11 protein-coding genes are annotated in these 14,232 nt (G+C 72.1%); 4 read left to right on the forward strand and 7 right to left on the reverse strand.

The genetic code is table 11. The features are described 5' to 3' along the window. Positions 1-5: 5 nt before the first annotated feature. Positions 6-818 carry a type 1 glutamine amidotransferase gene (locus tag ACQEVZ_RS35335; protein WP_433374605.1) on the forward strand — a complete coding sequence of 271 codons (813 nt, stop codon included), beginning with the start codon at positions 6-8 and terminating at the stop codon, positions 816-818. After that, entirely contained in the window at positions 818-3,736 is a 2,919-nt protein-coding gene (locus ACQEVZ_RS35340; RefSeq protein WP_344506226.1) for a bifunctional [glutamine synthetase] adenylyltransferase/[glutamine synthetase]-adenylyl-L-tyrosine phosphorylase, read from the forward strand. The genes ACQEVZ_RS35335 and ACQEVZ_RS35340 overlap by 1 nt, the downstream gene beginning before the upstream one ends. A 169-nt stretch (positions 3,737-3,905) precedes the next feature. Here ACQEVZ_RS35340 and glnA read toward each other — a convergent pair whose 3' ends face one another. Next, the gene (glnA, locus tag ACQEVZ_RS35345) at positions 3,906-5,330 is read right to left on the reverse strand and encodes a type I glutamate--ammonia ligase (protein ID WP_344506227.1); all 1,425 of its coding nucleotides are present in this window, start codon (positions 5,328-5,330) and stop codon (positions 3,906-3,908) included. 182 nt (positions 5,331-5,512) lie between these two features. Here glnA and ACQEVZ_RS35350 point away from each other — a divergent pair, with 182 nt between their 5' ends. Beyond that, on the forward strand, positions 5,513-5,878 hold the full coding sequence (locus ACQEVZ_RS35350) for an RDD family protein (protein WP_433374610.1): 366 nt from the start codon (positions 5,513-5,515) through the stop codon (positions 5,876-5,878). 17 nt (positions 5,879-5,895) lie between these two features. Here the strand turns inward: ACQEVZ_RS35350 and ACQEVZ_RS35355 are convergent, their stop codons facing one another. The 3 genes from ACQEVZ_RS35355 to lipB form a co-directional block, all read right to left on the reverse strand. After that, positions 5,896-6,594: a DUF4191 domain-containing protein gene (locus ACQEVZ_RS35355; RefSeq protein WP_344506229.1), complete on the reverse strand. Its 699-nt coding sequence runs from the start codon at positions 6,592-6,594 to the stop codon at positions 5,896-5,898. A 124-nt stretch (positions 6,595-6,718) separates the two neighbouring features. Continuing rightward, positions 6,719-7,654, reverse strand: coding sequence for a lipoyl synthase (gene lipA, locus ACQEVZ_RS35360; protein ID WP_344506230.1), 936 nt, complete (start codon positions 7,652-7,654; stop codon positions 6,719-6,721). A 196-nt stretch (positions 7,655-7,850) separates the two neighbouring features. Beyond that, complete coding sequence (gene lipB / locus ACQEVZ_RS35365; RefSeq protein ID WP_433374615.1) at positions 7,851-8,489, reverse strand: lipoyl(octanoyl) transferase LipB; 639 nt, start codon at positions 8,487-8,489, stop codon at positions 7,851-7,853. Positions 8,490-8,609: 120 nt separating this feature from the next. On the opposite strand from lipB, the gene ACQEVZ_RS35370 reads away from it, so the two are divergent. Further along, positions 8,610-9,932: an extracellular catalytic domain type 1 short-chain-length polyhydroxyalkanoate depolymerase gene (locus ACQEVZ_RS35370; protein WP_433374618.1), complete on the forward strand. Its 1,323-nt coding sequence runs from the start codon at positions 8,610-8,612 to the stop codon at positions 9,930-9,932. Here the strand turns inward: ACQEVZ_RS35370 and ACQEVZ_RS35375 are convergent. From ACQEVZ_RS35375 to lpdA, 3 genes are all read right to left on the reverse strand, one after another. Beyond that, positions 9,905-10,804, reverse strand: coding sequence for a TIGR01777 family oxidoreductase (locus ACQEVZ_RS35375; protein WP_344506233.1), 900 nt, complete (start codon positions 10,802-10,804; stop codon positions 9,905-9,907). The two genes, ACQEVZ_RS35370 and ACQEVZ_RS35375, sit on opposite strands and share 28 nt — an antisense overlap. A 102-nt stretch (positions 10,805-10,906) precedes the next feature. After that, positions 10,907-12,700 carry a 2-oxoglutarate dehydrogenase, E2 component, dihydrolipoamide succinyltransferase gene (gene sucB, locus ACQEVZ_RS35380; protein ID WP_433374621.1) on the reverse strand — a complete coding sequence of 598 codons (1,794 nt, stop codon included), beginning with the start codon at positions 12,698-12,700 and terminating at the stop codon, positions 10,907-10,909. 61 nt (positions 12,701-12,761) lie between these two features. Then, the gene (gene lpdA, locus ACQEVZ_RS35385; RefSeq protein WP_433374624.1) at positions 12,762-14,144 is read right to left on the reverse strand and encodes a dihydrolipoyl dehydrogenase; all 1,383 of its coding nucleotides are present in this window, start codon (positions 14,142-14,144) and stop codon (positions 12,762-12,764) included. Positions 14,145-14,232 lie beyond the last annotated feature (88 nt).

Below are 14,232 nucleotides of genomic sequence, written 5' to 3' on the forward strand. Positions count from 1 at the left end.
GGGTCGTGACGATCGAAGGGTCCCCGCGGGGACGGGTGGCGCTCGTGGTGGAGAACGACCCCAGCGACGGCCTGGCGCGCCTCGGCGGCTGGCTGACCGGCGGCGGCCTGGAGCTGACCGTCGTCCGCCCGCACGCCGGTGAGGAGCTGCCCGCCGACCTGGAGGGGTATGCCGCGCTGGTCGTGCTCGGCGGCGAGCAGGACGCGTTCCCCGGGCCGGACGGGGAGCGGGGCGCGCCGTGGTTCGCCCAGCTGGAGGGCCTGCTGCGCAAGGCGGTCCGGCACAAGGTGCCGACCCTCGCCATCTGCCTCGGCGCGCAACTGCTCGCGCAGGCGCACGGCGGGACCGTCGAGCGCAGCGCCGCCGGGCCCGAGATCGGGGTGCGCCTGGTGGCCCGCCGGGACGTCGCCGACAACGACCCGGTGTTCGCCGCGGTGCCGTTCGCCCCGGATGTGCTGCACTGGCACCACGACGAGATCGTCGAGCTGCCCGTCACCGCGACCCTGCTCGCGGCGTCCACCCACTACCCGGTGCAGGCGTTCCGGATCGGCCCGTCCGCGTGGGGGCTGCAGTTCCACATCGAGTGTGACCTGGAGATGTTCGCCGCGTGGGCGATGGACGGCGTCGGCACGCTGGGCGAGCTCGGCATCGACCCGATCGAGCTGCTCGAGAGCGTCGAGGAGGCGCTGCCGGACGTCGCCGAGGTGTGGCAGCCGTTCGCGGAGCGGTTCGCGGCCGTCGCGCTGGGCCGCGCCCCCGATGGTTTCCAGGGTGGCGACGGCGGCCCGCGGTCCCTGCCGCTGCTGGGGCCCGCCTGATGCCCCCCGCCGGCCACCTCGCCCGGTTCGGCTTCACCGACGACGCCCGCTCGTCCGCGCTCGCCGGCCCCGAGGGGCTGCGGCTGTGGGACGCCGAGGCGCGCCGGCCCGTCGACGACGACGCCGCGACGCTGCTCGACACGCTGTACTTCGCCGCCGACCCCGACCTGGCGCTGTTCCAGCTGCACCGGCTCATCGAGGCAGCAGGAGCGGCGGCCGGGGACGAGGTCCGCGAGGCCGTCCTCACCGACCGGTCGCTGCGGCAGCGGCTCATCGGGGTGCTCGGCGTGTCCGCGACCCTCGGCGACCTGCTCGTCGCCAACCCCGACGAGTGGAAGGAGCTGCTCGGCGAGCAGAACAAGCGCCCCGCCGGCTTCACGACCCGCGACGTGTCGACCGTGCCGTCGTTGCGCAGCTCGTACCGGCGGGAGCTGCTGCGCATCGTCGCGGCCGACCTGACGGGTGCCGCGGACGTCGACGTCACGATGCGCCGCCTCACGGAGCTCGCCGACGCCACGCTGGCGGCCGCCCTGGCGATCGTCCAGGTCGAGCACCCCTCCTTCGCCGACGTCTGCACGGTGTCGGTCGTCGCGATGGGCAAGTGCGGCGGGCGGGAGCTCAACTACGTCAGCGACGTCGACGTCGTGTTCGTCTGCGAGCCGGTCGGCGGCGCCGACGTCGAGGTCGCGATGCGGGCCGGCAGCACCCTCGCGTCGGGGATGATGGAGATCTGCGGCTTCGTCGCCTGGCCCGTCGACGCGGCCCTGCGCCCGGAGGGCAGCCGCGGGGCGCTGGTGCGGACCGTCGCCTCGCATCTCGCGTACTACCGCAAGTGGGCGAAGACGTGGGAGTTCCAGGCGCTGCTGAAGGCCCGGCCCGCCGCCGGCGACCTCGAGCTCGGCGCCCGCTGGCTGGCGGAGCTGCAGCCGCTGATCTGGTCCGCCGCCGAGCGCCCCGAGGCCGTCGACGAGGTCCGCGCGATGCGCCGGCGCATCATCGAGCAGATCCCGCGCAGCGAGCTCGACCGCGAGATCAAGCGCGGCCCCGGCGGGCTGCGCGACATCGAGTTCGCGGTGCAGCTGCTGCAGCTCGTCCACGGCCGCGCCGACGAGTCGCTGCGGACCCCGACCACGATCGCCGGGCTGCGGGCCCTCATCGAGGGCGGCTACGTCGGCCTCGCCGACGGTGAGGCGTTGCTGCGCGCGTACCGGTTCCTGCGCACCGTCGAGCACCGCCTCCAGCTGCAGCGCCTTCGGCGTACCCACACGGTGCCCGACGACCCGGCCGCGCTGCGCTGGCTCGCGCACGCCCTCGGCTACCGTCCCAACGCCGCGCGGGACGCCGTCGAGTCCTTCCGGGCCGACTGGGTCCGGCACGCTCAGGAGGTACGGCGGCTGCACGCGAAACTGCTCTACCGCCCGCTCCTGGAGGCGGTCGCCAGGGTCCCCAGCGAGCAGTTGCGGCTCACCGCGACCGCGGCCAAGGCCCGCCTCGAACTGCTCGGCTTCGCCGACCCGGCCGGGGCGCTGCGCCACATCGAGGCCCTCACCGGCGGCGTCTCCCGCACCGCGGCGATCCAGCGGCAGCTCCTGCCGGTCCTGCTCAGCGAGTTCGCCGACGCCCCGGAGCCCGACCGCGGGCTGCTGGCCTACCGGCAGGTGTCCGACAAGCTCGGCAACACCCCGTGGTACCTGCGGCTCCTGCGCGACGAGGGCCCGGTCGCGCTGCGCCTGGCCCGGCTGCTCGCCCTGTCCCGCTACGTCACCGAGCTGCTCGTCCACGATCCGGAGGCGCTGCGGCTGCTCGCCGACGACGCCGAGCTGGTCCCGCGCACCGCCGCGCAGCTCGCGACGCAGTTCGCCGCCGCCGCGGCCCGCCACGACCACCCCGAGACCGCGATCAACGCCGTCCGCGCCTCCCGCCGCCGCGAGCTCTTCCGCATCGCCTGCGCCGACCTGCTCGGCTTCCTCGAGGTCTCGGCCGTCGGCGTGGCCCTGTCCGCCGTCATCGACGCGACGCTGCGCGCGACTCTCGGCGTCACGTCGGCGCCCGCCGCCGACCGCGGCCTCGAGTTCGCGATCATCGGCATGGGCCGGCTCGGCGGCGAGGAGACCAGCTACCCGTCCGACGCCGACGTCCTCTTCGTCTACGAACCCCCACCCGGCATGGCCGACGACGCGGCCAGCGGGCTCGCCCTCACCGTCGCCGAGGACCTGCGCCGCCTCCTCGCCCGCCCCGCCCCCGACCCGCCGCTCGGCGTCGACGCGGACCTGCGCCCCGAAGGCCGCCAGGGCCCGCTGGTGCGCAGCCTCTTCGCGTATCAGCAGTACTACGCCCGCTGGTCGAAGGTCTGGGAGGCGCAGGCACTGCTCCGCGCCCGCCACGTCGCCGGCTCCGCGGGCGTAGGCGAACGCTTCCTGGAGCTCGCCGACACGATGCGCTTCCCCGACGGCGGCCTCACCCGCGACCAGATCCACGAGATCCGCCGCCTGAAGGCCCGCGTCGACTCCGAACGCCTGCCCCGCGGCGCCGACCCCACCACCCACACGAAGCTCGGCCGCGGCGGCCTCGCCGACGTGGAGTGGACCGTCCAGCTGCTGCAGCTCCTGCACGGCCGGACCGTCCCCGCCCTGCGCACCACCCGCACCCTGGACGCCCTGGCCGCCGCCACCGACGCCGGCCTCGTCGACCAGGCGGACGCGGCCGCGCTGCGCGCCGCCTGGGAGCAGGCCTCCCACGTCCGCAACCTGCTGACCCTGGTCCGTGGCCGCGCCACCGACCAGCTGCCCCGCCAGGGCCCCGACCTGGCGGCGGTGGCGAGGATCCTGGGCGGCGTGGAGCCCCAGGAGTTCCTGGACGAGTACCTGCGCGTGGCCCGCCGGGGCCGCCAGGCCGTCGAACGGGTCTTCGCCACCTGACCGCGCCGGCCCGGGTCGGCCCGGGTCGGCACGGGCCCGCCAGACACGCGAAACGGCGGCCACGCCGGCTGGGAGCCTGGCGTGACCGCCGTTTCGTGCGTCTGGCCGGAGCCTGTCCCCGCGAAGTTGGTCAGCGGGGACAGCGCCGGATCAGCGCGCTGACGTCAACTCACACGTCGTAGTACATGGCGAACTCGTGCGGGGTCGGGCGCAGGCGGACCGGGTCGACCTCGTTGGCCCGCTTGTAGGAGATCCAGGTGTCGATCAGGTCCTGGGTGAACACGCCGCCCTCGAGGAGGAAGCCGTGGTCGCCCTCGAGGGTGTCGAGGACCTCGTCGAGCGAGGCGGGGACCTGCCGGACGTTGGCGACCTCCTCCGGCGGGAGGTCGTAGAGGTCCTTGTCGATCGGGGCCGGCGGCTCGATCTTGTTCTTGATGCCGTCCAGGCCGGCCATCAGCATGGACGCGAAGGCCAGGTAGACGTTGGCCGACGGGTCCGGGACGCGGAACTCGACGCGCTTGGCCTTGGCGTTGGTGCCGGTGACCGGGATACGGGTGCACGCGGAGCGGTTGCGCTGCGAGTAGACCAGGTTGACCGGGGCCTCGTAGCCGGGGACCAGGCGGCGGTAGGAGTTGACCGTCGGGTTGGTGAAGGCCAGCAGCGACGGAGCGTGGTGCAGGAGGCCACCGATGTACCAGCGGGCCGTGTCCGACAGGCCGCCGTAGCCGGCCTCGTCGTAGAACAGCGGCTCGCCACCCAGCCAGAGGGACTGGTGGGTGTGCATGCCGGAGCCGTTGTCGCCGAAGAGCGGCTTCGGCATGAAGGTCGCGGTCTTGCCGGCGGCCCAGGCGGTGTTCTTCACGATGTACTTGAAGAGCTGGAGCTGGTCGGCGGCCTGCAGCAGCGTGCCGAAGCGGTAGTTGATCTCCGCCTGGCCGGCGGTGCCGACCTCGTGGTGCGAGCGCTCGACGATGAAGCCGGCGCCGAGGAGGCGCTGGACGATCTGGTCACGCAGGTCGGCGTAGTGGTCGACCGGCGGGACCGGGAAGTAGCCACCCTTGTAGGCGGTCTTGTAACCGCGGTTGCCGCCCGGCTCTTCCTTGCCGGAGTTCCACCAGCCCTCGACCGAGTCGATGTAGTAGTAGGCCTGGTTCGCCGACGTCTCGTGCCGGATCGAGTCGAAGATGTAGAACTCGGCCTCGGGGCCGAAGTAGGCGGTGTCGGCGATGCCGCTCGACGCGAGGTACGCCTCGGCCTTCTTCGCCACGTTGCGCGGGTCACGCGAGTAGGCCTCGCGCGTGAACGGGTCGTGGATGAAGAAGTTGAGCGCCAGGGTCTTCTCGATCCGGAACGGGTCGATGAAGGCGGACGTCGGGTCCGGCAGCAGCATCATGTCCGACTCGTGGATCGCCTGGAAGCCACGGATGGACGAACCGTCGAACGCGAGACCGTCGCTGAACACGCTCTCGTCGAACGCCTCGGCGGGGACATTGAAGTGCTGCATGACGCCCGGCAGGTCGCAGAAGCGAATGTCGACGAAGCGGACGCCCTCGTCCTTCACGTATCGCAGCAGCTCGTCAGAATTGGCGAACACTCGTCCTCCAGGTCGCAGGCAGTACCAGTCTCGTGGTGATCACTTCAGTGTGAAGGTGGCTGGTTGAGGGCGACCGTAGAACCGTGCGATTGCCCGGGCATGTCTCGATTGTTTCCACTGTGTTTCGCCACAGTCGTTTGACAAATCAGTGACAGGTGAGGCGCCCGGTAGGCTTGCCTGCCGTGGAGCTCACCGCTGCATCGCTGTCCAGGCGCTTCTGCGCCATCCTCGTCGACTGGCTGTTGTGCCTGGTCATCAGCAGGGCGTTCGCGGATCCGGTCGAGGTGCCGTGGCTCGCGCCCGGGCTGCTGCTGGTGGTGTACGGGCTGTTCCTCGGCTTCTTCGCCCAGACCCTCGGGATGCGGCTGCTGCGCATCCGGTGTGTGTCAATGGCCACAGGCGGCGCGATCGGCGTGCCCCGGGCGATCCTGCGGGGCGCGTTGCTGCTGCTCTTCGTACCGGCGCTGATCATGGACAGGGACGGCCGGGGACTGCACGACAAAGCCGCCGGCTCCTGGGTCGTGAACACCCAGCCGGCGGCCTCGTAGGTCCCGCAGCGGATCGCTCAGCGGCCGCGCATGGCCTTGAACGCGCCCTTCGGGGGCTTCATGTTCTTCGGCATCGCGCCGCGCGGCATCTGCGGGCGCGCGGACAGGGCCGTGAGCCGCTTGTCGAGCGCGTTGACGTCCTTGCCGGTGATCGTGCGCGGCAGCCGGACCAGCGTGTTGCGCAGCTTCGCGAGGGGCAGCTGCCCCTCCTCGTTGCCGATCACGAAGTCGCGCAGCTCCGCGTTGCCGATGACCTTCACCAGGCGGCGGCGCTCCTGGTTGATCAGGCCGCGGACCCGGCTCGGGTTGCCCTCCCCGAGGAGGATCACGCCGGGCCGGCCGATGACCAGGTGCACCATGTCGAACTGCGTCGTGGAGACGATCGCGGGGGTGACCCGCCAGTCGCCGCGCATGTTCTCGATGATCGAGGCGGCCGCGCCCGGCTGCCCCTCGGCCTCGCGCATCATGGCCTTCTGCGAGCGCAGGTTGAGCACGATGACGGTGCCCAGCAGCGCGGCGAGGACACCGATCGGCGCCCATACCCAGGACACCCCGAGCCCGATGGCCACGCCGACGGCGATGAGCGGCACGAGGACCACCACCAGGACCAGCGGAACGAAGAGCTTGTCCCGCTTGGCGGTGAACGAGAACACCATGCCGATCTGCTTGAGCCGAGTGAAGAAGGAGACCTTCTCCGGCTCCTGGGCCTTTGCCATACCTCCCACTCTAATGGGAAGCGCTCACGTCGCCGCCTTCGGCGTCGGCGTGAGCCGATGCCGTGCTTCCTGGTGCGCGGCCCGAGCCGCTTCGCTGGCCGCTGACGCCTTCAGCGCCCGGCTGTCACGCCTTCAGTGCGCGGCTGTCCAGGGCCTGGCGGTAAAGGCGGCCGGCCCGGTAGGACGAGCGCACCAGGGGCCCGCTGAGCACGCCGGCGAAGCCGATCTGCTCGGCCTCCTCGCGCAGCTCCACGAACTCCTCGGGCTTCACCCAGCGCTCCACCGGGTGGTGCCGCGGCGTCGGCCGCAGGTACTGCGTGATCGTCACCAGCTCGCAGCCGGCGTCGTGCAGGTCGCGCAGCGCCTGGGTGACCTCGGCCCGCTCCTCGCCCATGCCGAGGATCAGGTTGGACTTGGTGACGAGGCCGGCGGTGCGGGCCTGCGTGATCACGTCGAGGGAGCGCTCGTAGCGGAACGCGGGACGGATCCGCTTGAAGATCCGCGGGACGGTCTCCACGTTGTGCGCGAGCACCTCGGGGCCGGCCTCGAAGACCTCGCCGAGCAGCTTCGGCTCGCCGTTGAAGTCGGGGATGAGCAGCTCCACGCCGCAGCCGTCGACCAGGCCGTGGATCTGCCGGACGGTCTCCGCGTAGAGCCATGCGCCACCGTCGGGCAGGTCGTCGCGGGCGACACCGGTCACCGTCGCGTAGCGCAGGCCCATCGTCGCCACGGACTCGGCGACCCGGCGCGGCTCGTCGGCGTCGAACTCGGCGGGCTTACCGGTGTCGATCTGGCAGAAGTCGCACCGGCGCGTGCACTGGTCGCCGCCGATGAGGAACGTCGCCTCGCGGTCTTCCCAGCACTCGTAGATGTTGGGACAGCCGGCCTCCTGGCACACCGTGTGGAGGCCCTCGCGTTGCACGAGGCCTCGCAGGTGCGTGTATTCAGGCCCCATCTTCGCGGAGACCTTGATCCACGGCGGCTTGCGCTCAATCGGCGTCTCCGCATTTCGCGCTTCGATGCGCAGCAGACGACGGCCTTCCGGAACAACGGCGGTCACACGGGAAAGCCTACGCCCGAGGCCTGCCCAGCCGCCGGGAACGCGATTGACGTCACGTCCGCGAGGTTCCCGATCCGTACACCCGGCAATCACGAAACGGTGGTGCTCGACGACACGTCGGTGGTCTATGTCCGCGGCCGGCAAGGTCGATGTCCGGCGGGCCTGCCCGGTGCGGACAGGCCCCCCACCAGCCGCGTCAGCTCTGGTGCAGCGTCGCCAGGTGCCGCTCGACCACCGGCAGGACCTCGGCGACCGTGACGTCGCGGCCCAGCTCGGCCGACAGCGACGTCACGCCCGCGTCGCGGATGCCGCACGGGACGAAGATGTCGTAGCGGGACAGGTCACAGTCGGCGTTGATCGCGAACCCGTGCAGCGTCACACCCCGGGCGACCCGGATCCCGATCGCGGCGACCTTGCGGTCCGGCCCGCGCTCGTCGGCGGCGACCCACACCCCGCTGCGCCCCTCGACCCGCGCCGTGGCCAGGCCGAACTCGGCGCAGACGTCGATCAGGACCTGCTCCATGCGGCGCACGTACGCCACGACGTCGATCGGGTCGGGCAGCTTGACGATCGGGTAGCCCACCAGCTGCCCCGGCCCGTGCCAGGTGATCTTGCCACCGCGGTCGACGTCGACGACCGGGGTGCCGTCGAACGGGCGGTCCGCGGGCTCGGTCCGCTTGCCCGCCGTGTAGACGCTCGGGTGCTCCAGCAGCAGCACCGTGTCGGGTGCGGCGCCGCTCGCGACGGCCTCGTGGATCCGCCGCTGCTCGGCCAGGGCCGTCTCGTAGTCGACCAGGCCGGCCCGTACAACCTCAAAACCCAGAATGCTGGTCACGCCTCAGCCTAACGCCGCCCCCGCACGCTGAACCGGGCCGGAATGTGTGGACAACGGACATAGTGGTGCGTGAAGCGTCACACCTAGCGTGGGCATCCCCCGAGAGGAAAGGGCACCGCCATGCCCCGCTGGTTGCGCTTCGTCCTGCCCGTGCTCGCCGCCGTGGGCACCGCCGTCGGCCTGACCGTCGTGTCCACCCCCGCCTATGCCGCGTCGCTGACCACCGTGTCGAGCTTCGGCTCCAACCCCGGCAACCTCGCCATGTACAGCTACCGCCCCGACGGCCTGCCGGCGAACGCGCCGCTGGTCGTCGCCATGCACGGCTGCACCCAGAACGCCACCGACTACTTCACCAACGCCGGCTGGCGCAAGTACGCGGACCTGTGGCGCTTCGCCCTGGTCCTGCCGGAGCAGAAGTCCGCGAACAACAGCTCCAGCTGCTTCAACTGGTTCGAGACCGGCGACACGGCCCGCGGCTCCGGTGAGGCCCTGTCCGTGAAGCAGATGGTCGACTACGCCGCCACCAACTACCAGATCGACCGCGGCCGGGTGTACGTGACGGGCCTGTCCGCCGGTGCCGCCATGACCGCCGTGATGCTCGCCACGTACCCGGACGTCTTCGCCGGCGGCGCGATCATGGCCGGCATCCCGTACCGCTGCGCGACCTCGACGACGAGCGCCTTCAGCTGCATGAACCCGGGCGTCGACAAGACCCCCGCGGCCTGGGGCGACCTGGTCCGCAACGCCTACAGCGGCTACACCGGCGCCCGCCCGCGGGTGTCGATCTGGCACGGCACGTCGGACACGACCGTCGCCCCGGCGAACGCGACCGAGCTGCGCGACCAGTGGACCAACGTCCTCGGCGTCTCGCAGACCCCGACGTCGACCGCGTCGCTGCCCGGCGGCACGTCCCTGTCGAACTACGCCGACAAGGTCAAGGTGTACCTGGTGCAGGGCATGACGCACGCGACACCCGTCGACCCGGGCAGCGCCACCGAGCAGTGCGGGACGGCCGGCACGTACTACAAGGACACCATCTGCTCGTCGTACTACCAGGCCCGCGACTGGGGCCTGGACGGCGGCGTCGTGACCCCCACGGGCTCGCCGACCGCCTCGCCCACGCCGTCGGCCACGCCGTCGGCCACGCCGTCGGCCACGCCGTCGGCCACGCCGTCGGCCACGCCGTCGGCCACGCCGTCGGCCACGCCGTCGGCCACGCCGTCGGCCACGCCGTCGGCCACGCCGTCGTCGACCCCGTCCGCCGGTCCGTGCGTCCGGGCGTCGAACTACGCCCACGTCACCGCCGGGCGGGCGCACCAGAGCGGCGGCTACGTGTACGCCAACGGGTCCAACCAGGCGATGGGCCTCTACAACGTGTTCACCACGCACGGCCTGCAGCAGACCGGCGCCAACTACTACGTCGTCGCCGACACCGCCTGCTGAAGCGCCGCCTCGACGGTCCGGTGCGCGAACGGGAAACCCTCGCGCACCAGGACCCCGGGCAGCACCCGCTGGCTGACCAGGGCCTCGCCGCCGAACTCGCCGACGGCGGCCTTCAGCGCGAACCCGGGCACCGGCAGCAGGTTGGGCCGGTGCAGCACCTTCGCCAGGGTCGCGGAGAACTCGGCGTTGGTGACCGGTTCGGGGCCGGTGAGGTTCACGGGGCCGGCGAGGTCGCGCTCCAGGACGAACTCGACGGCGCCCAGCCAGTCCGGCAGCGACATCCACGGCAGGTACTGCCGGCCGCCGCCCATCCTCCCGCCGGCGAACAGCTTGAACTGCAGGTACAGCGGCTTCAGCAGCCCACCGTCGCGGGCGAGCGGGAACCCGGTGCGCAGCAGCGCGACCCTCGTCCCGGCGTCCTCCGCGGGGCGGGTCGCCGCCTCCCACACCCGGCACAGGTCGGCGAGGAACCCCGCTCCGGCCGGTGACTGCTCGTCGACGGCGCGGTCGCCGGTGTCGCCGTAGAACCCGACCGCGGACGAGTTCAGCAGCACCGCCGGCCGCTGCGCCCCGGCGGCCGCGATCGCCTTCGCGAGGGTCCCGGTGGTGTCGACGCGGCTGGTGCGCAGCGTCCGCTTGTATTGCTCGGTCCAGCGCCGGTCGCCGACACCGGCCCCCGCCAGGTTGATGACGGCGTCCTTGCCGGCGACGGCCGACGCGTCGAGCAGGCCGGCGGCCGGGTCCCAGCGCAGCTCGCCCGGGCCGCGGGCGGGCCGACGCACGAGCTGGGTGACCTGGTGCCCGGCGGCGCGCAGGTGCGGCACGAGCCGCCCGCCGAGAAACCCGGACGCGCCCGCGATGAGGATCTGCATGCCGTCATCTTGCCCAGCGGCGGCCGATGAACCACAAACAGGGGCGCCCCTCGGGGGCGCCCCTGTTTCGCGTCGCGGTGCTACAGGTTTCGCATTGCGGTGTTACAGGCCGAGGTCGGCCTCGAAGTTGCCGCCCTCGAGGCGCTCCTTGACCGTGGTCAGGAAGCGGGCCGCGTCGGCGCCGTCGACGATCCGGTGGTCGTAGGACAGCGCCAGGTACACCATGGACCGCGGCGCGATGATCTCGCCGAGCTCCGGGTCGTTGACGACGACGGCACGCTTCACGACCGCGCCGGTGCCGAGGATCGCCACCTGCGGCTGGTTGATGATCGGCGTGTCGAACAGCGCGCCGCGGCTGCCGGTGTTGGTCAGCGTGAACGTGCCGCCGGTGATGTCGTCCGGGTTGAGCTTGTTGGTGCGGGTGCGCTCGGCCACGTCCGCGATCCGCTTGGCGAGGCCGCCGAGGTTCAGGTCGCCCGCGTTGCGGATGACCGGGACGATGAGCCCCTTCTCGGTGTCGACGGCCATGCCGAGGTGCTCGGCGTCGTGGTACGTGACGGTGCCCGCCTCCAGGTCGATCGAGGAGTTCACCGACGGGTGCACCCGCAGCGCCTCGACCGCCGCGAGGGCGAAGAACGGCAGGAACGACAGCTTCACGCCGTGCGTGTCGAGGAACTGCTGCTTGGCCTTCGCCCGCAGCTTCGCCACCTTGGTGACGTCGACCTCGACGACCGTGGTGAGCTGCGCCGACACCTGCAGCGACTCGACCATGCGGCGGGCGATGAGCGCGCGCATGCGGGTCAGCTTCTGCGTCTGGCCGCGCAGCGGGCTCGGCGCCGCCTTCGCGGCCGGCTTGCTCTCCGCGGCGGCCGCGGCGGGCGCGGCCGCGGGAGCGGCGGCGGCCTGCTTGGCCTTGGCGGCGGCGTCGAGGACGTCCTGCTTGCGGATGCGCCCGCCGACCCCGGTGCCGGACAGCGTCGCCAGGTTGACCCCGTGCTCGGAGGCGAGCTTGCGGACCAGCGGCGTCACGTACCCGGCGTCGCCCTCGGCCTTGCCGTTGACGCTCGGCTCGACCGAGGTGGCCGGGCCGGCGGCGACCGGGGCGGCCGCGGCCGGCTTGGCCTGCGCCGGCTGCGCGGGGGCCGGGGCGGCCGCCTGCGCGGGGGCGGCGGCCTGCTTCGGCTCCGGCTTCGGCTCGGGCTTGGGCTCGGCCTTCGGCTGGGGCTGCTCCACCTGCTGGGCGGGCTGGACCTGCTGCGCCGGCTGGGCGCCGCCGCCCGCGCCCGGGGCGCCGATGACGGCCAGCTCGGCGCCGACCTCGACGGTCTCGTCCTCGGCGACCTTGATCTCCAGCAGCGTGCCGGCGACCGGCGACGGGATCTCCGTGTCGACCTTGTCGGTGGAGACCTCGAGCAACGGCTCGTCGGCCTCGACCGCGTCACCGACCTGCTTGAGCCAGCGGGTGACGGTGCCCTCGGTGACGGACTCGCCCAGCGCCGGCATCTTCAGCGACGTGGTTTCCCCCGACGCCGCCTCCGCGGCGGGCGCCGCCTCGGCCTTCGGGGCCTCGGCCTGGGGTGCTTCGGCCGCGGGGGCCGGCTCCTCGGCCTGAGCGGGCTCCTCGGCGGCGGCCGGCTCCTCGGCCGGGGCCGCACCGCCCGCGTCGCCGATGACGGCGAGCTCGGCGCCGACCTCGGCGGTCTCGTCCTCCTGCACCACGATGCGCGTGAGCACCCCGGCCGCCGGTGACGGGATCTCCGTGTCGACCTTGTCGGTGGAGACCTCGAGCAACGGCTCGTCGGCCTCGACCTGGTCGCCCTCCTGCTTCAACCAGCGGGTGACGGTGCCCTCAGTGACGCTCTCGCCCAACCGGGGCATGGTGACCGATACCGGCATATGAACAGTCTCCTTGAAACGCTGCTGGACAGTGCTTGTGGCGGTCGGGTCCCGGATGGAATCAGTGGACGTGCAGCGGCTTTCCGGCGAGCGCCAGGAACGCCTCACCGATGGCCTCGTTCTGCGTGGGGTGCATGTGCACGAGCGGGGCGACGTCGCCCGGGAAGGCCTCCCAGTTGTAGATCAACTGGCCCTCGCCGATCAGCTCGCTGACCCGCGCGCCCACCATGTGGACGCCGACGACGGGGCCGTCCTTGACCCGCACCAGCTTCACGAAACCGGCGGTCTTCAGGATCTGGCTCTTGCCGTTGCCGGACAGGTCGTACTGGATCACCTCGATCTTGTCGCCGTGCAGCTCGCGGGCCTTCGACTCGTTGAGCCCGACGGAGGCGACCTCCGGCTCCGAGTACGTGACGCGCGGGATGCCGGCCTCGTCGATCACCTGCGGGTGCTGCCCGGCGATCTCCTCGGCGACGAAGATGCCCTGCTGGAAGCCGCGGTGCGCGAGCTGGACACCCGGCACGATGTCGCCGACCGCGTACACGCCGGGGACGCTGGTGCGCAGCCGCTCGTCGGTGATGACGAACCCGCGCTCCATCTTGACGCCCTGCTCCTCGTAGCCGAGGCCGGCCGTCGTCGGACCGCGGCCGACCGCGACGAGCAGCAGCTCCGCCTCGATCGTCTCGCCGCCCTGGATCGTCACCTTGACGCCCTCGCCGGCGCGCTCGACCTTCTCGAACGGCTTGCCGGTCTTGAACTTGATCCCACGCTTGCGGAACGCCCGCTCCAGGGCCTTCGAGCTCGCCTCGTCCTCGACCGCGATGAGCCGCGGGAGGGCCTCGACGATCGTCACGTCCACCCCGAAGGACTTCCACGCGCTGGCGAACTCGCAGCCGATCACGCCACCGCCGAGGATCACCGCCGACGCCGGCACGTGGTCCAGGGCCAGGGCGTGCTCACTGGTCAGCACCCGCTCGCCGTCGACGTCCAGGCCCGGCAGGGACTTGGAGTAGGAGCCCGTCGCCAGGACGACGTTCCTGCCCTTGTACCGCGTGCCCGACACCTCGACCGTGTCGGCGGCGACGAGCCGGCCCTCGCCCTCGATCAGCGTCACCTTGCGGGCCTTCGCCAGGCCCTGCAGCCCCTTGTAGAGCTTGGTGATGACACCGTCCTTGTACGAGTTGACCGCCTTCATGTCGACGCCGTTGAACGTCGCCTGGACGCCGAACTGCTCCGCCTCGCGGGCCGCGTCGGCGACCTCACCTGCGTGCAGCAGCGCCTTCGTCGGGATGCAGCCGCGGTGCAGGCAGGTGCCGCCGAGCTTGTCCTTCTCGACCAGGCCGACGGACAGGCCGAGCTGCGCCGCGCGGAACGCCGCCGCGTAGCCGCCGCTGCCGCCGCCCAGGATCAGGACGTCGAAGGAGTTGGCGTGTGGGTCGCTCACGGATTCTCCCAGGTGATGCACGGACCGGTTGGGTCCGTGATGGCATGACGATCCTTGGCCATCTTGTCATCACCGCCGTCCGCCTGCG

Source organism: Dactylosporangium sp. CA-152071 (assembly GCF_050936335.1).
Classification (GTDB): Bacteria; Actinomycetota; Actinomycetes; order Mycobacteriales; family Micromonosporaceae; genus Dactylosporangium; species Dactylosporangium maewongense.

Coding starts and splice junctions, on each gene's coding strand:
- ACQEVZ_RS35370 (WP_433374618.1), top strand. CDS start 8,610: ATGCCCCGCTGGTTGCGCTTCGTCCTGCCCGTGCTCGCCGCCGTGGGC.
- ACQEVZ_RS35340 (WP_344506226.1), top strand. CDS start 818: ATGCCCCCCGCCGGCCACCTCGCCCGGTTCGGCTTCACCGACGACGCC.
- ACQEVZ_RS35375 (WP_344506233.1), bottom strand. CDS start 10,804: ATGCAGATCCTCATCGCGGGCGCGTCCGGGTTTCTCGGCGGGCGGCTC.
- sucB (WP_433374621.1), bottom strand. CDS start 12,700: ATGCCGGTATCGGTCACCATGCCCCGGTTGGGCGAGAGCGTCACTGAG.
- ACQEVZ_RS35355 (WP_344506229.1), bottom strand. CDS start 6,594: ATGGCAAAGGCCCAGGAGCCGGAGAAGGTCTCCTTCTTCACTCGGCTC.